This window comes from Dehalobacter sp. (assembly GCA_023667845.1).
Classification (GTDB): domain Bacteria; phylum Bacillota; class Desulfitobacteriia; order Desulfitobacteriales; family Syntrophobotulaceae; genus Dehalobacter.
This window is the reverse complement of record JAMPIU010000178.1, coordinates 1-20,000: the sequence shown is the minus strand read 5'-3', so window position 1 is coordinate 20,000 and position 20,000 is coordinate 1. Positions and strand designations below refer to the sequence as shown.

Here is a 20,000-nt window from a genome sequence, read left to right as displayed (position 1 = left end):
ATCAAGTATTAGATGACGGTTTGATCCAGGAATCAACGCTCGTATGATTTCCTGGATTTTTATAAAAATGACCGATGGTAGTACAATCTTTTAAATAAAGATATAATAGGAAATACTAAGATCTGATATATGAAATAAAGAGGGAATTTAGATGATTGAATATGGCAAAATGCAGGAACTGAAAGTCGTGAAGACATCTCAAAATTGGCATATCCTGAATGCAAAGAACGATACGCAAAATAGTGTATTATTACCGATAAACCTGGCTCCAAGGAACGTCAAAATAGGTGATAAAATTGAAGTATTTGTGTATAGAGATACGAAAGAAAGGATCATGGCCTCCATAAAAAAACCAAGGTTGGTACTCGGTGAAACGGCTGCGTTAACTGTCGTCGATACGACAGAATTTGGCGCTTTTTTAGACTGGGGTTTGGAGAAAGACTTATTGCTGCCGCTTAAAGAGCAAGTCGGTGAGGTCAAAAAAGGCGGTACCTACCTGGTGGGATTGGCGCTCAATAACAGCCATCAGTTATATGCCACAATGAAAATATATGATTTGCTCAAAATGAACGCTCCTTATAAAGAAAATGACAATGCTCATGGCACTGTCTATAACTTTAATCCTGAGTTTGGCGCGTTTGTCGCCGTGGATAATCAATATCACGGGATGATTCCAAATAAGGAATTGTATGGCAGCATTGCGATCGGTGATAAGGTCGACGTCCGAATCAAGAAGGTAAGACAGGATGGCAAGCTGGAATTAAGCTTAAGACAAGAGATCGCGCAGCAAATAGAGACGGATGCCCGGGTCATTTTTGAGAAGTTAAAAGCAAACGGCGGTGTGCTTAAGCTCAATGACAGAAGTTCTCCTGAAAAAATCAAGTTGGAACTGCAAATGAGCAAATCTGCCTTCAAGCGGGCGTTAGGCAGGCTGCTCAAAGAAGGTGCAGTCCAAATCACGGACGATGCGATCCGGCTGATGTGGTAAATGAGGCAGGCAGATTTTCTATTTGCCAGTCAATAGGCTTCTTGCCAATCGAGGCCAAAAATTGATTGGCCCTGGAAAATGGTCTGCTGCCGAAGAAACCGGCATGGGCTGACAGCGGACTGGGATGGACGGATTTGATGATACAATGCCTGGGTTGCGTGATCATGCTCAGTTTTGACTGGGCATTCTTCCCCCAGAGGATAAAAACGACAGGGTCTTCCCGATCGTTTAACTGCGCAATGATTTTATCTGTAAATTGGGACCAGCCTATGTTGCTGTGGGAATTGGCCTGACCGGACCGGACGGTCAGCGAAGCATTCAGCAGCAGGACGCCCTGGTCGGCCCATTTTTTCAAATATCCGTTATTTGGAACATAGCATCCCAGATCATCGTGCAGTTCTTTAAAGATATTCATCAAGGACGGCGGGGCCTGAACACCCGGCTGAACAGAAAAGCTTAAACCGTGGGCTTGTTGAGGGCCATGATAGGGATCCTGGCCCAGAATGACCACTTTTACATCCTTGTAAGCGGTATAATGTAGGGCATTGTAAATATCGTATTTATCGGGATAAACCGTTTTTGTCTTATATTCGTTGATCAGAAACTTTCTAAGTTTCTGATAATATTCTTTCGCGAATTCCGTATGAAGCAAATCGTCCCAGTCATTTTTTAGGATCTGCATTCAAATCACCTCGCAACCAATTATATCATTTTAGATCATCACATGACAGAGAGAGCTGGATATCGCGGGGTAAAACATTCCTGAACGTTCAGGAAAGCAGTTTGATCTTAGGCGTTGATTCTCAGAAGGGGATGAAGGCTCTTAACGGTTCTTAGGAAGAAAACCTCCGCAGATATTGGGACTTTAATCTTCCGCTTAAATGTGGGATACTAATAGATATGTGAATTTGTGCGAAAAGGCAGGAAAAAGAGAACGTTATGGAATATAACTATGCAAAAAGGATCAACCATTTGAAAGCTTCAGAAATCAGGGAAATACTAAAAGTTACGGAAAATCCGGAAATCATCTCCTTTGCGGGCGGACTCCCGGCGCCGGAGCTGTTTCCGGTTGATGAAATTAAAGAAGTCAGCAGGATTGTGCTGGAAGAAGAAGGGACAGAGGCTTTACAGTATACGACGACTGAAGGCTATCTTCCTTTGCGGAAATGGATCGCAGCACGTATGAATCATCGGCTGAGCACCCAATTTGAGCCGGACAGTATCCTTTTGACCCACGGTTCACAGCAGGCCTTGGATCTTTCAGGAAAGGTTTTTTTGGATGAAGGCGATATCGTGTTGTGCGAAAGCCCGACGTATCTTGCTGCCATCAGTGCGTTCAAAGCTTATGGCTGCGAGTTTAAAGAGGTGCCGACGGATGAGGAGGGCATGATTCCTGGGGAACTGGACAGGATACTGGACAGTACACCGAACGTTAAACTCATTTATGTCATTCCCGACTTTCAAAACCCGACAGGCAGGACCTGGAGTCTTTCCAGAAGGGAACATCTGGTTAAGGCGGCCAGGAAACATCAGGTTATGATTATTGAAGATAATCCATATGGTGAATTGCGTTTTGAAGATGAACCGCTTCCGTCCCTGCAGGCTTTTGATCAGGAGGGCTGCGTCTTAAGCCTCGGAACGTTCTCCAAAATATTCTGCCCGGGTTATCGGATTGGCTGGGTCGCCGGGGATCAGAAAGTGATTGAAAAATATGTCCTTGTCAAACAGGGAACGGATCTGCAGTGCAACACCCTGGCGCAGAGAGAAATCGCCAAATACCTTGAATTGTATAATATCGATGAACATATTGAAAAAATTCGCAAGGTCTACAAAAGACGCCGCAATCTGACGGTAAAACTGATGGAGGATCATTTCCCCGAGGGAGTCACCTTTACCAGACCCAAAGGAGGGCTTTTCGCCTGGATTGAGCTTCCGGCGGATATCAATGCTAGGGATGTGCTGATCAAAAGCCTGAAAAAGAACGTCGCGTTTGTGCCCGGCGGTTCATTCTTCCCGAACGGCGGCAGGGAAAATACTTTCCGAATCAATTTTTCGAATATGCCTGACGATAAAATTGAAGAAGGACTGCAAAGCCTTGCCGGTGTCCTGCGCGAATTTGTCTGATGTGGATTTCATTCATTCGGAGGATTCACTTCTAATTCTTCTTTCAGTCTGCCGGTGCTAATGATTTTTGCTTTCACATTAATTTCAACATTTGCGTTCACAAAAGCTTCCCGCCATTCCGATCCCAAAGCATGAAATGTTTTGGGATCTTTGTGATGCAGCTTTTCGGAGAAACCCAAAAAATCAGCCTTGTAGGTTTTGGCCTGGTTAACTGTTGCGGTGGCTATTTTTTTTAGTTTCTCACTAATGATAGGTTCTAATTGCTCAATATCTTCTTTAGTTAGCCTTAAACCGTTATTTTCATCGATTTCTCCTTTCGTCTGAATTGCAACCTGATAAGATATTTCTTCGTTGGAGACAACCGGTTTTACTTTATACGTTGAACTGCTTAGAAAATAGTTAAACATGGTTCCGTCCTTCTGAACGGGGATGGAAATCGGGCCTTTGTTAATTTTTTGCGTCAGCAGCAGAAAACCAAGGGTTTGTTCCTGATCAAGCCAGCCCATCAAATGGCCAGCTTGAAAAACACCCAGGCCTTCGATAATGCTTCCTTCAGTTTTGGGATTAGCTCCGGATTCTTTGTTATCCGATTCCAAGGGTATAATCTTAATTTGCGGTAAAACGGCATCACGGTCATTGCTTGTCAGCCAGGATACAAACTTATAGAAATACATACCATAAGATTTGCCGGTGTTTGTGGCTTTTAAATCGATAAACTGGGATACCTCCGTAGAAAACGACTGGTCCATCGTGCCTCTCGTCTTAAGTATTTCCTTGGCTTCACCTTTGGCTACCAAAAGGATATCGCGGGGCCGGGTCTGCGGGAAGCGGGAACGATGTTCGATAATCTCAGGTACTTTTTTTTTGGCGGCCTCTTCCCCAATAATCGTGCCTGTAGCGTAACCATAAAAAGGGACAGTCGGCAGTTTTGCGGAATAATTTCTAATTGCATCCTGCATTGTTGGTCCCTGACCGGTGAGAAGCTGTTCTGCATTGCCGCTCAAACTGGACTTCTTTCCTTCATCTTGTCCCTGACCGCCTTGCGGCTTCAGGATCAGCGTGGCTGCAGTCCAAACATCCTGACCGTTGATTTGGGTATAGTCATAGCCGCTTAGTGTGACAAAAGCCAGCGTTTCGACTTCCTTATTGCTCCAGCATCCTGAACAGAATAATAACAGTGAGAACAAAACGCTGAAGATCCCTATGTATCTAAAACGGAGCTTTTTCAGTAGTTTCTTCAATGGTAACGCCCCACTTTTTTCTTTTTGATGACAGTCAGCAGCAACAGCAGACCAGGGATCAGCAGCTCAAACGTTAAAGCGATCGATGGCCATATATTCTTAAGAAAATGACCGACATCAACAGGACTCTCAAATAATAAGTTTGGTAGAATAATGTTGGGTAGAGCAAGCCCCAGGAGAATATACTTCTTGCTTTGGAGAGAAAACATCCGGACTAAGGTCATTGTCTCCAGGTAATACATGACGGCTACTTTGACCACGATACCGGATACCCAGATAAAAATAACAAGGAATTCAAGCCTTTGAATTGTAATGAATTTGATATATTTAGCTAAATATAGAAAAGCAAAGTACATATCACCCGTATATTCCGGCCCAAAAACAGTAAGGGTGGCAACAGTAATGAAAGTCAGCAGGATACCGGCAGCAATAATTCCGAAGATGCCATTCTTTAAAATATCCTCTGCCTGGTTTACTTTTGGGAATAAAAATACGAGTACAACAATCTGACCAAACCAGGCTACAGGAACAAGGGAAGCATCCAGAACGGACAGGATACCCTTATCCAGAAAAGGCTGCAGATTGTTTAGATCCATATCTCTGAGGGCTAATGCCAGCAAGACCACCAGAGACAGTATAAATAAAGGCAGAATAAACTGGTTGACCCGCACAATCACTTCGATTCCTTTAATAACTGCATAGGCAGCCACAATTATCAAACCTGTTTGAAAAACATAAGGTGGAGTTTCGGGCATAAGGTTCATATTCAAAAAATCAGTAAATTCTCTTATTACCAAGATACTTATGGTCAGAAAGAATAATACATAGCCGAAAGTCACGACTTTTCCGAGGATTTTGCCGAGCAGGATTTCAGCATATTGGGGCAGCGTCAGCTTTGGAAACCGCCGTCCCAGGTAATAAATCAGCATAAGGTTAACGATCCCGACAGCAAGCGCAATCAGGACGGAAAGCCAGGCTGATTCTGCGGCCTTTTCCGCTGTTATGCCGGGAATTAACAGGATCGCAGTGGATATGACAATCATAAACATTAAAGAAGCAAGTTGTATACCGGATATCTTTTCTGAATTTATGACCTTATCCTCCTATACTTTGGTTTCGACGGCCCCTGGTTGTCTTTCTGACGGACAGGATTCACCGTACGGAACGACTTCGGCCGTTTGGACATCGCCCACCATGGGGCCCGGACTAGGATATCTTTGATTTCGCCAAGGCTTAAAGGAGCAAACGGAATCAAATAAGGAACACCGAAAGAACGTAGGCTGCAGAGATGGATCAGGATGATCATCAGGCCGAACATGATACCGACTCCTCCCAGAAAGCTGGCCAGTAAAATCAATATAAACCGCAGTATCCTGAGTGCATATCCGGCATCATAGTTTGGGATCGAAAAAGACGCGATTGCCGTGGTCGCTACGACAATAACGGAAATCGGGGAAACCAGGCCTGCATTGACCGCTGCCTGGCCGATAACCAAACCGCCAACCGTACTGATAGCTTGGCCAATGGTTTTCGGAAGCCGGACACCGGCTTCCCGCAAAAGTTCAAAAGTAAACTCGATGACAAGGATCTCCAAAGCAATTGGCAACGGTAAACCCTGCCTTGTTCCTGCCACTGAACTGACGAGATGCGTCGGCAGCAATTCCTGGTGAAAGGAGAAGACGGCAACGGTGACTGACGGCAGTAACAAGGCCAAATTCAAGGCAATCAATCGCAGAATCCTTGTAAACGTCGCAAATACTGAACCGTGATAATAATCCTCGGCTGCCTGTAGCATGGTTACAAATGTCGCCGGAATGAGCAGCGGCATCGGAGAATTATCCACCAGAATCGCGATTCTGCCTTCCAACAGCGAGGCAGCGACCTTATCGGGCCTTTCCGTGTATTGCACCAGCGGAAACAGGGAATACTGCTCGTCCATAATCAATTCTTCAATGTAACTGCTCTCCAGTATGCTGTCCGTTTTGATTCTGCCAATCCGTTGCTTCACTTCCTGCAGCAATTGTTCATTCACAATCCCCTGAATGTAGCAGATCGCAATTTTCGTATGGGTTAGCTCACCGACTTCTGAAGTTTCCAGCTTAAGTTTGCTGGTCTTCAAACGTCTTCTGATGAGGCTCATGTTTGTATCAATGGATTCAATAAACCCATCCTTTGGCCCGCGCACACCCGGTTCGGTATCAGACTCAACAATGGACCTATTTTCACCGCCTCGTACCCCGGCAGCCAGAGCGGAAGACGAACCGTCGATGATCAGAACCGCATTGCCGGCAAACACTTTTTGTTCGACTTCATCCAGATAAGAAACAGTGCTGGTGTCAGTAAGATTCAGCAGGCTGTCCTGAATGATCTGCAGTAGGTTTGCGTTACCCGCCTTTATCAATTGCTGAAGTTTATGCGTCTCTTCCAACAGGGTTTTCAGTATAGAATCACTGATCACTTGATTGTTCGTAATGGTTGTGGCATAGACGATGAAAGCCCTTACCGGTTCTTCCAAATCAATTTGAAATGGGTGGAACTGGACGTCCGCACAATTGGCAAAAAGCTGCTGCAGCTTTTTTATGTTATCCTCATAATTTCTGGACAGCGGCTGTTTTTTGGGAGGCTCCGGGGCAGAGGTAGGCTCAGGTGCTGTATTTGTCCAGCTTTTTAAGGTTTTCATCAGTCGATTGATAAACATCTTTTGTTGGCCTCATCCTATCTAAACGGTATAGTATTATTGTTTGCCAGTTCAGGAAAATTTATGAACTTTTCTAAAAGGAATTTTATTTATTCAAAGGATTCACTTCTAATTCTTCTTTCAGTCTGCCGGTGCTAATAATCTTTGCTTTCACATTAATTTCAACATTAGCGTTCACAAAAGCTTTCCGCCATTCCGATCCCAAAGCATGAAATGTTTTGGGATCTTTGTGATGCAGCTTTTCGGAGAAGCCAAAGAATCTTGTAAGTTTTGGCCTGCTTAACTGTTGCAGTGGCTATTTTTTTATTTTTTCACTAGCAACAGATTCTAGTTGCTCAATATCTTCTTTAGTCAGCCTTAAACCGTTATTTTCATCGATTTCTCCTTTTGTCTGAATTGTAACCTGATATGTTATCTCTCCGTTGATGACAAACGGAGTTTTTTCAATAGTAACACCTCACTTTTTCTTTGTTATGATAGCGAATAGCAGCAACAAATTGGGGAACGACATAGATAGTATTTTCCGGTAATAAGTTTATGAACCTTTCTAGAGCTGCTTGACAAGTTATTGGGTCAATCCTATAATTTATTGAGGCTACCTAACGTTAGGTAGGTATTTTGTTTTTTGGAGGGACACTACGGTGGAAACAAAGAAGAAGCTGATGGACTCGGCTTTCAGATTGTTCGCAGACAACGGGACAGGGTTTTCCCTAACCGAAGTTGCCAGTGAAGTTGGCATCCAAAAAGCATCGATATATGCTCATTTTTCCAGTAAAGAAGATTTATTGTATGCGGTCATCAATCGGGAAATTAATCAATATTTCCTGGAGATTAACGAGCATTGCGAAGATCTGCGAAGCATGTTCTTTATGATTCTTGATTACTATGACAAATCGCTGACCAAACTGTATTTCTGGAAGAGACTGTTGCTTTTTCCGCCCAAAGCCTTCGCTGAAACGCTGATCGCCAAAATCCACCGCTTATCAGAAGAGCGGTTCCAAATGGTTAAAGATATTATTCAGGCCAATATGGATAAGGGGGTCATCCGGCGTCAGGACCCTGAATCCGTGGCAATATCCTATACAGCCATGACGCACGGGCTGCTGTCAAGCATCCTCATTTATCAGCCTGAAGATGTAACAGGGCATTTTGAGGAGATCTGGGAGAATTTCTGGCGAGGGATTTGTTCAAATGGTTAAACGTTGATTCCACATTTGATTTCATAGATGGAGGACGAATGTCTCATGGAGCTTTTACTGCATCATTTATATCTGGTCTCGATATTTGGCTATTTGCTCGGAGCTTCTATTTCCCTTGGATATCTCTTCGTCAAAGAACAAAATACCGGCAATATCATTGTTAATGCGCTATGTATCGCGGCTTCCGCAGTCGCAGCGGCAGCTTCAGTCGGGAAAATTTTCTCGGGTGTTGGAACGCTGAACATTTTTTCGCTGCAATCCGCAATTCCGTTCATTACCCTAAATATCAGTATTGACAATCTTTCTGCGTTCTTTGTGCTGGCGCTGTCGATCCTGGTCTTTTGTGTTTCGATCTACTCGATCGGCTATATTTCCCATTACAACGGGAAAAGGAACATCGGCCTGTTTAACTTTCTATATGTAATGTTTATCATTTCGATGTTTTTTGTGCTGACTTCGGCCAATGCCGTATTTTTCTATATCTCCTGGGAAGCAATGTCTTTGCTGTCTTATTTCCTGGTCGTATTTGAATCGGAGAAAGAAGAAAATCAAAAAGCCGGAACGGTCTATATTGTGATGACCCATCTGGCAACTGCTTGTCTTTTAATTGGATTCATGATCATTTATCACTATACGCATTCCTTCGATCTGATTGTTGCTCAAAACGGCACGGTGATCCCCGAAATGGCCAGAAACATTGCCTTCATCTTATTTTTGGTTGGCTTTGGCACAAAAGCAGGCGTTATCCCGCTGCATATCTGGCTGCCTTACGCTCACCCGGCTGCCCCGAGCAATGTCTCGGCGCTGATGTCGGGAATCATGATCAAGACGGCTATCTACGGACTGATCCGTTTTGTGCTTTGCTATTTAGGCGTACAGAATACTTGGTGGGGAATTGTCATTCTTGTTTTGGGCATGCTGTCGGCTGTGCTTGGGGTTGCCTACGCTTTGATGGAACATAATATCAAAAGATTGCTGGCCTTTCACAGCGTAGAAAATATCGGGATTATTCTGATTGGCTTAGGGGTCTCGTATATCGCCTTTGCCCAGAACCATTTGCTCGTCGGCGGTCTGGCCTTAACAGCAGCGCTGCTGCATACGTTCAACCACACCTTGTTTAAAGGTGGTTTATTTCTCGGAGCCGGAGCAATCCAATATGCCGTACATACCAAAGATATCGAAAAACTTGGCGGGCTTCTGAAAAAGATGCCCGTTACCGGTCTCATGGTCCTGTGCTTTTCTTTGGCCATATCGGCCATTGTCCCGTTTAATGGCTTTATCAGTGAATGGCTGACATATCAGTCCATATTTGCCAATATATTGCCCGGACAGATCGGCTTAAACTTCTTTTCGGCGGTCGCCGTGGCAGCGCTGGCATTGACCGGAGCGTTGGCCGCTGCTTGTTTTGTGAAGCTGTTCGGGATATCCTTTCTAGGCCTTCCACGAAGCGAACAAGCCGCGAATGCGCAGGAAGTTCCCAAAACCATGAATATCGGAATGGGCCTTCTTGCGTTGATCTGTCTCGGCATCGGACTTTTTCCGTTAACGATCTTAAAGCTCTTGGATCCGGTCGTTGGCAGTCTCGGCGGCGGCTCAGTCTTCAGTCAGCTTCAGGGAGGCTTTATGCTGGCTTATTATCCGCTGACGGTTTCCCCAGGCAGCATATCTCCAGTTGCACTGATCCTGGCCTTGGCCGGAATCATCCTGTTGGCGCTTCTGGTCATCCGGATCGTTGGCGGTAAATATATCGAACGGAAATACGGAACGTGGGACTGCGGCTTTGAAGCGCTGAATGCGCGTATGCAGTACAGCGCAACCGGTTTTTCCAAACCGATCAAGATTGTTTTCAGGATCTTGTTCAGACCAACCAGGAAAATTACGACAGAGGGGGACTCCTTCTATTATCCGGAGTCAATCGAATATGCGACGACAGTTGCTTCGATATTTGAAGATTACCTCTATCATCCGGTCATCAAAAGACTTCAGAAATTTTCCCAAAGAACAAAGTATAAGATTCAAACCGGCAGTATCCATAATTATTTGATCTATATATTTGCCGCGGTTCTCTTACTGATGCTCTATAACCGTTTGGCTTAAACAATTAGACTGAGGGATTGGCATTCGAGGCGGAAGTTTAATGAAAGACTGTACACCGGGAAGGATAGGGAATGAAGCAATGAACAGCATCGCCTATATTATCATTCAACTGATTGTTACTCTTTTGGCTGCACCGCTTGTGGGCGGCCTGATCAAAAAGGTCAAAGCTTTGACTCAAAAGCGCAAAGGTGCGCCTGTCTTGCAGATGTATTTTGATCTTTATAAATTGCTGCAAAAGACCTCTGTCGTTTCAGAGGTATCTTCGTGGATTTACAAGGCAGCTCCGTATATCGTTTTTGCGACAGCTCTGACTGGTGCGTTGTTGGTCCCTGTATCAACCAAGATTGTACCGGTTCTGATTCCGGGTGATTTTATTATGCTCGTTTCCATCCTGGCACTTGGTAGATTTTTTATGATGGCTGCCGCCCTGGATACGGCGAGTACCTTCGGCGGGATGGGAAGCAGCAGGGAGGCCATGATTTCTTCACTGATTGAACCATCCATTCTTGTAGCCCTGTTTACGGTAGGGCTCCTTTCCGGGTCCACTTCATTGCCACGCATGATGCAGACCGTACAGGTTACAGGGTTTCCTTTTGCTCATCCGGTTTATATGATGGTGGGGTTGGCGCTGCTGATCATTATCATTGCGGAGACATCCAGGATTCCGGTCGATGATCCGTCCACCCATTTGGAATTAACGATGGTGCATGAGGCGATGATCCTGGAATATTCAGGCCGTCATCTGGCTTTACTGGAATACGGCGCAGCTGTGAAACAGCTTGTTTTCGTGACACTGTTTGTGAATATCTTCATTCCGCATGACCAGCTGATTCCGTTTATGGGTTTCGGCGCTGTTATTTTATCACTTCTGCTTTATTTGCTCAAAGTGGTCCTTATGGCGGTGGTCATCGCGTTGATTGAAGTCAATACAGTTAAGTTCAAGCTTTTCAGCATCCCGAATCTGGCAGCCTTATCTTTTATTCTTGCTTTTCTGGGAATTTTGCAATTCTTTATCCTGGGAGGTTATCATGTCTGAAAATCTTTCGGAAACCTTGTCTGTACTTATTTTACTTTCTTCTTTTGTGCTTATGGCCAATAAACGAATCAGCTCCTATATCAAGTCTTTCCGGATTCAGTCCATGCTGATTGCTCTGGCTGCCGGGGTCATGGGAGTCAGAAGCCTGTTGGACGAAGGACGCTGGGATATTTTGATTGTCTGTATCCTGATTGTTGTTCTGAAAGTCATCTACATTCCAGGTCTTCTGAACAGGACATATGCCTCTGTAAGGTACAGAGTTGAAAAAGACTTTATCTTGAATATTCCAATCCTGGTTTTGGTCTGCTGCGGACTGGTTGTTTTTTCTTACTTCACGCTGGCTTCGATTGACGGCAGCAGCCAGGGGATGTCCAATATGCAGCTCGTCAACTCGATCTCCGTGATCTGGATCGGCCTTTTCTTTATGATCAGCCGTAAAAAAGCGCTTGGACAAATCATTGGCTTTCTGGTCATCGAAAACGGTCTGTATATCACAGCCATGCTCGCAACGCAGGGAATGCCTTTCATTGTGGATCTTGGGATATTCATTGACCTGGTTACCTTCGTTCTGATTATGGGCATGCTGACGTTTCGCATTAATGACCAATTTGACTCCATTGATACGGATCAACTCAATAATCTGAAAGGATAAGATACAACGATATGGGCTTTTTACTTCTGGTCATTCCAATCATTGCCTTACTGCTGCTCTTTATACTTAAACCGAAGCGGCTGCAGCACCTCGTCAGTGTCTCATCAGCCGTGCTGCTGCTGATCATCGCAGCTATCCTGACCCATAACGTCATACTGTATGGAGCGATTGCTTATTCTTGGCTGGGCGGATTTTTCTATCTCGATGCCCTGAGCATGATGATTCTGGACATTGTCCTGACGATAGGTTTGATGGCGGCCATCTTTTCGATTGGTTATCTTGAGGAAGAAGTCAGACAGGATAAGCTGCCGGCCCCAAAAATCCGACTGTACTATATGCTGATGGTGACTTTTATTTTTACGATGATATTGGCGCTGACAGTCAAAAACATGGGTCTGATGTGGATTGCGATCGAAGCGACAACGCTGGCCTCAGCCTTTTTGGTCGGCTTTTATAACAATCGTTATGCGCTTGAAGCTGCCTGGAAGTATGTGATTATTTGTTCTGTCGGTATTGCGGTTGCCCTGCTCGGTATCATTTTACTGCACCTTTCTTCGGCCGGAATATTGGAGAGCGGCTCATTTTTGGATTGGACGGCGCTGTATGCCAACGCGGCATCCTTAAAAAGTTCTGTTCTGCGCCTGGCCTTCATCTTTATTTTGGTCGGATTCGGGACGAAAGCCGGCCTTGCTCCGATGCATACCTGGCTGCCTGATGCGCACAGTCAGGCTCCATCACCGATCAGTGCTATGCTGTCCGGTGTTCTTCTGAACAGTGCGATGTATGGCATTATCCGGACGACGGCCATTGTGAATCACAATCAGGGAAGCAGCAGCTTTACCGGGAGGCTCCTCATCGCGATCGGGATTTTATCGATTGCTACCGCGGCTATATTTATTCTGACGCAGAAGGATTATAAACGGCTTCTGGCTTATTCCAGTATTGAACATATGGGAATTATCGCTGTTGCGATCGGGATCTTTACACCGCTGTCTATTTTCGGCGGGCTGCTGCATATGATTAACCATTCGCTGACCAAGTCCATGCTGTTTTTATCTGCCGGCAATATCATGCAGAAATATGACACCAAACAGATTTTCAAGATCAAAGGGATTCTGAAAACGCTGCCTGTTTCGGGAACGGTCTTTCTGCTCGGTCTGTTTGCAATTGCCGGAACCCCGCCTTTCAACGTATTTGCGAGTGAATTCAGTATTACCGCCGCAATTTTCAACCAATCCAGCCTTTGGGTCGGAATGGTGTTCATTCTGCTTCTGGCGGCTGTATTTGCCGGCATCGCTGTGACGCTTTTTAAAATGTTTTATGGTGAGCCGGACAGTACGGAGGCTGCTGCTGCCAAAACAGGAGAAATCAACATTCTCGGAACAATCTGCCTGGTCATTCTGCTGGCAGCCGTTACAGTCGGCGGGGTTTATTTGCCGGAAACAGTCCGGGAGCTGATCATTCAGGCCCAGGGAATTATCCTAGGTACAATCTAATGAAGGGATTCGTAAGTCCTGTTAAAACAAAATGGTAATTTTGGCTAATCAAGCTTGTATGAATTATTTGAGCAGGGAATTTGAGAACGTGGCACTAGTAAATGAAATATTGCTGAAAATAGAGGTAGAGATGATGAAGGCATCCGAATTAAAACAAATACTCGCGGAAAAGTTTTGCGTTGCAGAGTTGACCGATATAGGCAAGAAAAACAGGAATAGCCACGATCATGAGCTTTATCTGAATACAGCTTCGGAAAGTATTCCCGGAATATGCGCCTACATGAATAAAGAACTGGGTTATCCGCTCGTCCTGATGTTTGCCAATGATGAGCAAAGCCAGAATTCCTGCTTTGGCGTTTATTACGTTTTTGCGGACAGACAGGATGCGTTGCTTCTGGTGATCAAAGTGTCGGTCAGTCCTGACAAAATGGAAATACCGTCAGTCAGCAATATCATTCAGGCTGCGGCAGCGTACGAGCGGGAAATCAAGGATTTATTCGGAATCATCCCGATAGGCCACCCGGATGCCAAAAGACTGGTTTTTCATAGCAACTGGCCGAACGGGGTTTATCCGCTGCATAAAGCTTTTCCAGCCGGATACAGACCGCAGCGGGCGGCAGAAGAAATCAGTTTTTGCAAGGTTGAAGGGGAAGGGGTCTATGAGATTCCCGTTGGACCTGTCCATGCCGGAATCATCGAGCCGGGCCATTTTCGTTTCAGTGTGGCCGGAGAACCGATCATCAATCTTGAAGCACAATTGTACTTTGTCCATAAAGGAATAGAGAAACTGGCCGAACAGCAAAGCATTGAGAAATGCCTGTATATTTCGGAACGGATTTCAGGAGATGAGACCTTTGCCAATTCCCTGGCGTACTGTCAGGCCATCGAAAAGATTGCCGGAATCGAAGTTCCGGTCAGGGCAGCCTACACCCGGGTCATTTTTGCCGAGCTGGAGAGGCTGACCAGCCATCTTGGCGATCTCGGCGGGGTTTGTCTTGACGCTGCTTACGGGTTTGCAACATTTCAGTTCCGGATGATCAGAGGCTGGGCCTATGCCTTAGCTGATGAACTGTGCGGCATGCGCTTCCTGAGAAGTGTCAATAAACCGGGCGGGGTACGCAAAGACTTTGTGGCCGGGAAGGAAACCAGTTTGATTGGTCAGCTGAATAAAATCCGCTGTGAGCTCGAGGATACTGTCGAGATTATCAAAGCCAACAGTTTATTTATTGACAGAATTGAAAATACCGGTATTCTAGATCAGAAAATTGCTGCCGATTTGAATACGGTCGGCCCCGGCGGCCGGGCTTCAGGACTGCGCTATGATGTTCGAAAATCTTTTCCATATGCGGCATATCCGCAGCTCAAGTTCAATATTCCGGAACATTACAACGGCGATATTAACTGCCGGCTGAATACCAAAATAGAGGAGTGCTTTGAATCCATTAACCTGATGGTCCAGGCAATCAATCAAATGCCCTCAGGGAAGGTTCTGGAACCTGTTGAAGCTGTTGAGCCGTATCGCTTTGCTTTTGGTTTGACCGAAGCCCCGCGCGGCGAAAACATCCACTGGCTGATGACAGGCGAGAACAACACTGTGTACCGCTATAAAATCAGGACGCCGTCTTTCTGCAACTGGCCGGCCCTCTGTCATGCAGTCAAAGGCAATATTGTGCCGGACTTTCCGCTGATCAATAAAAGCTTTAACCTTTCCTACGCAGGGAACGATCTCTAAGGAGAGGCATACTACGATCTGGGGCAAGTCTGGGGGCCACAATACCACTTTTCGGCCATTGTGCCATCCATGGCACAAAAGGCCGCGCTGCGCAATCCTGCTCCGCTCACAGTGGAACTGTGGCCCCCAGACTGATCTTATGCATATTCAAGCAGGTTTGCATGTCAGAATGTAGCTCGTTTTTGTAGATATTTTAAATAGTTGTAATCGTATAACTTAGTTTAATCAATCAACTTATATCAATGTCTAGCATGCAGAAATTACTAATCAGCTTTTGATCAGTCTGCGTGCCACGGTTCCAGCGTCAAGCGGAGCATGGAGTGCGTAGCGCGGCCTTTGACGGCCACGGATGGCCTAATGTCGCGATGCCATGGATGGCAAGGAGCGACGGGTCAAGGATGACACAACGGCCGAAAGCGGAACTGTGGCACGCAGACAGGCCCAAAATAATAATTTATCTATTGATAAAATATACGGTACGAGCAAGGAAGACAAAAAAATGTTTAAGATGCTAAAAAAAATCATCCAATACCCAAGGCTTACCCAGGAATATCCAAAGATACCCGCCAGTGGCGCCCAGTTCCTGGGGCAGACCGAAATCAATCCTGAAAAGTGCAGTTTTTGCGGGGAATGTGTCCTGCGCTGTCCCTCTCAGGCAATCGTGATGGCTAAGGAAGCAGGCATCATTGGGATTAACTATGACGCGTGCATCTTCTGTGTGCTGTGTGAAGAAGTCTGTCCGGCAGGTGCAGTAACGACCACCAACCAATTTGAGCTGGCTGAAAAGGATAAAGCAATGCTCCACGTGGATAAGAGCGTATCTGTCAAAAACCAAACGCTGATGATTGATGAAAACAACCTGCCTGACACTTCCTACGAAGCGGTTTGCAGTGACCTGGAAGCAAAGATCAAAAAGATGTTCGGCCGGAGTCTGCAGATCAGAGAAGTCGATTCCGGTTCCTGCAACGGCTGTGATTATGAGATCAATGCGCTGAATAATCCCGTCAACGATATTGAAAGGCTCGGAATCAGTTTTGTGGCGTCGCCAAGACATGCCGACATGCTTTTGGTGACAGGCACTGCAACCAGAAATATGCAGCAGGCGCTGGTGAAGACGTATCATGCAGCACCTGATCCGAAGCTCGTCGTAGCAGTGGGTGCCTGCGCCTGCAGCGGTGGCATTTTTAAGGACTCCTATGCCACCAACAACGGCATCGATACCATTGTACCGGTCGATGTGTATATCCCCGGCTGCCCGCCACGGCCTCAGGCCATTATTTACGGCATCTTGAAAGCGCTGGACCGGATGAAGTGAATTATTACTTCAACGGCTATGGAGAACTGGTATCACGGTACTATGAATGGTATGGAGCAGTACAAATCAGTCTGCTTGTTGACTTTTTCCGAGCACGTATGATAATGATAGTAAGCAGATACGAATCCAAAATAGAAGTATTTTAGGATTCGTTTTTTCTTAGGCAAAGAACAAAGATAGTAAATGATAAATCAAAGGACAAATAACTTGTAAAGGATGGATCATCTTGTCTATTGTTCGAACTGCGGCGCTTCAGTTAAAAGTTTCTCCGGAGAAATCGGAGAACCTCGACCGTCTCCAACAACATTTGGACAGCCTGGCTAAAGAGAATGTTGATCTGGTCATTCTGCCGGAGATGTTTAACTGCCCATATCAGACATCTTTATTTCCTGATTATGCAGAGGAAGAGGGCGGGGCGTGCTGGCAGAAGCTCTCATCTCTGGCCGTAAAGTATAAGATCTATCTCGTTGCAGGTTCGATGCCGGAAAAAGACCGGGAGAACAAGATTTATAACACTTCGTATGTGTTTGACCGCCAAGGCCGGCAAATAGGCAAACACCGCAAAGTTCACCTCTTTGATATCGAGATTGAGGGCGGACAGCAATTTCGGGAATCGGATACCTTAAGCCCCGGAAACAAGGCTACTGTATTTGACACGGAATTCGGAACGATGGGAATCTGTATCTGCTATGACTTGCGCTTTCCGGAACTGGCGAGACTGATGGTCGATCAGGGCGCTAAAATGATTATTGTGCCGGGAGCCTTTAATATGACGACCGGGCCGGCCCACTGGGAGGTCCTGTTCCGAACCCGGGCAGTGGATAATCAGGTTTTTATGGTGGGCGCTGCTCCGGCCCGTGATCCGGAAGCCGGATATACGTCCTGGGGGCACACGATCATGGTCGGACCGTGGGGAAATGTCCTGCAGCAAATGGATGAACGCGAAGGTTGTATCATTCAGGATCTTGACCTGGCTGAAGTGGCTAAAGTCCGACGTGAATTGCCGCTGCTTGCCCAGAGAAGGTCAGACCTGTATCAATTAACTTCAAAATGCTGATTACGTGACGCCGAGATTATGTCAATAAGGCAGGGATTTTCGATGCAGAAACAAAAATTTGCAGTATTCCAGGCACTCCTGGCAGCTGCACTTTTCGGTATAAGCACGCCATTGTCCAAATTGTTATTGTCCCATTTATCGCCGATCATGATCGCTGCACTTCTTTATCTGGGTGCTGGCACCGGCATGTTCGCGCTGCGATTGATCATTAAAGCAAATAGGCCGTTATCTAAAGAAGCAGGTATTGCCAGGAACGATCTGCCCTTTACAATTGGAATGGTGATTTTGGATATGAGTGCGCCTATTCTGCTCCTGGTCGGATTGAGTACGACTGCGGCTGCTAATGTATCTCTATTGAGCAATTTTGAAATCGCGGCGACCGCACTTCTTGCCTTGTGGCTCTTTAAGGAGACAATCGGGAAAAGACTTTGGACAGCAATCATTCTCATTACGGCTTCCAGCATACTCTTATCTTTAAAAGATCTTCAAGGACTTTCTTTTTCGGCAGGTTCCATATTTGTCCTGCTGGCCTGTCTCTGCTGGGGATTAGAGAATAATTTTACGAAAATGCTTTCGCTGAAAGATCCCATGCAGATCGTCGTCATTAAAGGATTGGGGTCTGGAACAGGTTCCTTGCTTATTGCCTTTGTCACCAAGCAAATGACAGCCGGTTACAGCTATATACTTTTTACGCTAATACTGGGATTCTTCGCTTATGGCCTCAGTATCTTTTTCTATGTCAGAGCCCAGAGAGACCTCGGGGCGGCCAGAACAAGCGCCTATTATGCCATTGCACCGTTTATTGGCGTCGGCTTATCTTTTATTGTCGCCAAAGAACCCATAACAAGCAATTTTATTATGGCAGCTATTCTAATGATATTTGGGGCCTATTATGCGGCTAGGGAGAAACATGACCATCAACATCGTCACGAAGTGTTGTGTCATGACCATCGCCATCATCATGGTGACGGCCATCATACCCATGTTCACGGTGATTTTACATCAGGGGAACACAGTCATCCGCACGAACATGAAACCATACAACATGCACATCATCATGCACCGGATATGCATCACAAGCATTAAACATTTAACCTTATTTGATATTAAAACTTTTTATAAATGGGATAGCACTTTACAAATACAATAACATATGTTATTAATAACATATGTTATTGTATTATTTTGAATGGAAGTGAAGAAAAAAATGATGCCCATGATGATGTCCATTAATTATGCGATTCTGGGAATTCTCAGTACGCAGTCTCTGACGGGGTATGATCTGAAAAAAATTATTCAGGATTCATCGTTTATGTATTGGTCCGGCAATAACAATCAGATCTATAAAGCCTTGGTTGAACTGCTGAACCTGGGTTTTGTGACCAATGAAATCCAGATGCAGGAAAGTTCACCTGCCAAAAAAATATATACGATCACGGCAGAGGGGATCGTAGAATTGAAAAAATGGGTGCTTTCAACACCGGAAATCGCGGAAATCAAAAAAACCTTTCTGATACAGCTTGCCTGGTCGGATCTCCTGAATGATGAGGAATTAAAAAGTTTGCTGTTGGCATATGAAGAGCAAATTAAAATGCAGATCATCCTGGAAAAAGAGAAAAGCCGCAGAGGCAGGTTTTCACCAGCCAGAAGCAAAAGGGAACTTACTATGTGGGAGATGATTCAAGAGAATATCATTTCATCCTGTGAAAATGAACTGAGCTGGCTGGAAACCGTCCGGAATAAGCTTAGCGGCGATTTTCAGCAATAATAAACGACAAGAAGAAAATGGCAGATGAATATTCAGTGGAGGGAAAGCTATGAAAAACGGAATGGCCTTCCGCACTCCGGAAGGGAAAAAAGAAGTTCTCAGAATGTATGATGCTTTATTGGAACAATGGTCAGCGCAATATGAGACGATCCATCTGACTACCCGGTATGGCAAAACGTTTGTTTTAGCAGGAGGCGATCCAAACGCGCCGCCGTTGATCCTTCTTCATGGCAGCGGGATGAATTCCGTGATGTGGCTGGGGGATATGCCGACCTATATGAAGCATTTTCGCGTCTATGCCGTCGATATTCCAGGGGAACCAGGAAAAAGCGCCGAAGAACAGTTGCCTTTCGACAGTTCTGCTTATGCGGAGTGGCTTGATGATGTCTTTGGAGCGTTAGCGATCGATAAAGCAAGTATAATCGGGATTTCTTTAGGTGCCTGGCTCGCGATCAAGTATGCTGTTTTCCGGCCGGAAAAAGTAGAAAAGCTTGTTTTGCTTTGCCCATCCGGCGTGGGACCGCAAAAGGGTTCTTTCCTTTTTACAGCGATGTTCCATATGTGTTTTGGAGATCGCGGACTAAAAAAACTATTCTA

At 45.5% G+C, this 20,000-nt stretch carries 17 protein-coding genes; 13 read left to right on the top strand and 4 right to left on the bottom strand.

The genetic code is table 11. The features are described 5' to 3' along the window. The first annotated feature begins 151 nt into the window (after window positions 1-151). A complete protein-coding gene (locus NC238_14860) occupies window positions 152-988 on the top strand; it encodes a S1-like domain-containing RNA-binding protein (protein MCM1567188.1) in 837 nt (278 codons plus the stop codon). On the opposite strand, the gene NC238_14855 is transcribed toward NC238_14860, so the two are convergent. Beyond that, complete coding sequence (locus NC238_14855) at window positions 957-1,670, bottom strand: uracil-DNA glycosylase (protein MCM1567187.1); 714 nt, start codon at window positions 1,668-1,670, stop codon at window positions 957-959. The two genes, NC238_14860 and NC238_14855, sit on opposite strands and share 32 nt — an antisense overlap. A gap of 257 nt (window positions 1,671-1,927) precedes the next feature. Between NC238_14855 and NC238_14850 the strand changes: the two genes are divergently transcribed. Next, entirely contained in the window at window positions 1,928-3,112 is a 1,185-nt protein-coding gene (locus NC238_14850) for a PLP-dependent aminotransferase family protein (GenBank protein MCM1567186.1), read from the top strand. A gap of 8 nt (window positions 3,113-3,120) precedes the next feature. Here the strand turns inward: NC238_14850 and NC238_14845 are convergent, their stop codons facing one another. From NC238_14845 to NC238_14835, 3 genes are read right to left on the bottom strand one after another with little or no spacing between them, the layout of a single operon-like run. Continuing rightward, window positions 3,121-4,353 carry a Ger(x)C family spore germination protein gene (locus NC238_14845; GenBank protein MCM1567185.1) on the bottom strand — a complete coding sequence of 411 codons (1,233 nt, stop codon included), beginning with the start codon at window positions 4,351-4,353 and terminating at the stop codon, window positions 3,121-3,123. Next, window positions 4,350-5,402, bottom strand: coding sequence for a spore germination protein (locus tag NC238_14840; GenBank protein ID MCM1567184.1), 1,053 nt, complete (start codon window positions 5,400-5,402; stop codon window positions 4,350-4,352). The genes NC238_14845 and NC238_14840 overlap by 4 nt, the downstream gene beginning before the upstream one ends. Before the next feature lie 38 nt (window positions 5,403-5,440). Continuing rightward, window positions 5,441-7,051 (bottom strand): spore germination protein, encoded by a 1,611-nt coding sequence (locus NC238_14835; protein ID MCM1567183.1) that lies wholly within the window; start codon window positions 7,049-7,051, stop codon window positions 5,441-5,443. Window positions 7,052-7,692: 641 nt separating this feature from the next. Between NC238_14835 and NC238_14830 the strand changes: the two genes are divergently transcribed. The 11 genes from NC238_14830 to NC238_14780 all read left to right on the top strand — a co-directional run. After that, complete coding sequence (locus NC238_14830; GenBank protein ID MCM1567182.1) at window positions 7,693-8,250, top strand: TetR/AcrR family transcriptional regulator; 558 nt, start codon at window positions 7,693-7,695, stop codon at window positions 8,248-8,250. Between the two features lie 45 nt (window positions 8,251-8,295). Further along, a complete protein-coding gene (locus tag NC238_14825; GenBank protein ID MCM1567181.1) occupies window positions 8,296-10,347 on the top strand; it encodes a formate hydrogenlyase in 2,052 nt (683 codons plus the stop codon). Between the two features lie 40 nt (window positions 10,348-10,387). After that, window positions 10,388-11,383, top strand: a complete 996-nt coding sequence (locus NC238_14820) for an NADH-quinone oxidoreductase subunit H (GenBank protein MCM1567180.1) — start codon at window positions 10,388-10,390, stop codon at window positions 11,381-11,383. Beyond that, window positions 11,376-12,035 carry a hydrogenase gene (locus NC238_14815; protein MCM1567179.1) on the top strand — a complete coding sequence of 220 codons (660 nt, stop codon included), beginning with the start codon at window positions 11,376-11,378 and terminating at the stop codon, window positions 12,033-12,035. The genes NC238_14820 and NC238_14815 overlap by 8 nt, the downstream gene beginning before the upstream one ends. Window positions 12,036-12,046: 11 nt before the next feature. After that, on the top strand, window positions 12,047-13,531 hold the full coding sequence (locus NC238_14810) for a hydrogenase 4 subunit F (GenBank protein MCM1567178.1): 1,485 nt from the start codon (window positions 12,047-12,049) through the stop codon (window positions 13,529-13,531). Between the two features lie 88 nt (window positions 13,532-13,619). Next, window positions 13,620-15,263 (top strand): NADH-quinone oxidoreductase subunit C, encoded by a 1,644-nt coding sequence (locus NC238_14805; protein ID MCM1567177.1) that lies wholly within the window; start codon window positions 13,620-13,622, stop codon window positions 15,261-15,263. Between the two features lie 370 nt (window positions 15,264-15,633). After that, window positions 15,634-16,578 carry an NADH-quinone oxidoreductase subunit NuoB gene (gene nuoB / locus NC238_14800; protein ID MCM1567176.1) on the top strand — a complete coding sequence of 315 codons (945 nt, stop codon included), beginning with the start codon at window positions 15,634-15,636 and terminating at the stop codon, window positions 16,576-16,578. A gap of 226 nt (window positions 16,579-16,804) precedes the next feature. Further along, the gene (locus NC238_14795; GenBank protein MCM1567175.1) at window positions 16,805-17,635 is read left to right on the top strand and encodes a carbon-nitrogen hydrolase family protein; all 831 of its coding nucleotides are present in this window, start codon (window positions 16,805-16,807) and stop codon (window positions 17,633-17,635) included. A 42-nt stretch (window positions 17,636-17,677) separates the two neighbouring features. Next, window positions 17,678-18,721, top strand: a complete 1,044-nt coding sequence (locus NC238_14790; protein MCM1567174.1) for a DMT family transporter — start codon at window positions 17,678-17,680, stop codon at window positions 18,719-18,721. 121 nt (window positions 18,722-18,842) lie between these two features. Further along, on the top strand, window positions 18,843-19,403 hold the full coding sequence (locus tag NC238_14785) for a PadR family transcriptional regulator (GenBank protein ID MCM1567173.1): 561 nt from the start codon (window positions 18,843-18,845) through the stop codon (window positions 19,401-19,403). Between the two features lie 49 nt (window positions 19,404-19,452). Next, on the top strand, window positions 19,453-20,000 hold a 548-nt coding region (locus NC238_14780), incomplete at its 3' end, for an alpha/beta hydrolase (GenBank protein ID MCM1567172.1).

Coding starts and splice junctions, on each gene's coding strand:
- NC238_14860 (MCM1567188.1), top strand. CDS start 152: ATGATTGAATATGGCAAAATGCAGGAACTGAAAGTCGTGAAGACATCT.
- NC238_14855 (MCM1567187.1), bottom strand. CDS start 1,670: ATGCAGATCCTAAAAAATGACTGGGACGATTTGCTTCATACGGAATTC.
- NC238_14850 (MCM1567186.1), top strand. CDS start 1,928: ATGGAATATAACTATGCAAAAAGGATCAACCATTTGAAAGCTTCAGAA.
- NC238_14840 (MCM1567184.1), bottom strand. CDS start 5,402: ATGTTTATGATTGTCATATCCACTGCGATCCTGTTAATTCCCGGCATA.
- NC238_14835 (MCM1567183.1), bottom strand. CDS start 7,051: ATGTTTATCAATCGACTGATGAAAACCTTAAAAAGCTGGACAAATACA.
- NC238_14825 (MCM1567181.1), top strand. CDS start 8,296: ATGGAGCTTTTACTGCATCATTTATATCTGGTCTCGATATTTGGCTAT.
- NC238_14820 (MCM1567180.1), top strand. CDS start 10,388: ATGAAAGACTGTACACCGGGAAGGATAGGGAATGAAGCAATGAACAGC.
- NC238_14815 (MCM1567179.1), top strand. CDS start 11,376: ATGTCTGAAAATCTTTCGGAAACCTTGTCTGTACTTATTTTACTTTCT.
- NC238_14810 (MCM1567178.1), top strand. CDS start 12,047: ATGGGCTTTTTACTTCTGGTCATTCCAATCATTGCCTTACTGCTGCTC.
- nuoB (MCM1567176.1), top strand. CDS start 15,634: ATGGATGGCAAGGAGCGACGGGTCAAGGATGACACAACGGCCGAAAGC.
- NC238_14790 (MCM1567174.1), top strand. CDS start 17,678: ATGCAGAAACAAAAATTTGCAGTATTCCAGGCACTCCTGGCAGCTGCA.
- NC238_14785 (MCM1567173.1), top strand. CDS start 18,843: ATGATGCCCATGATGATGTCCATTAATTATGCGATTCTGGGAATTCTC.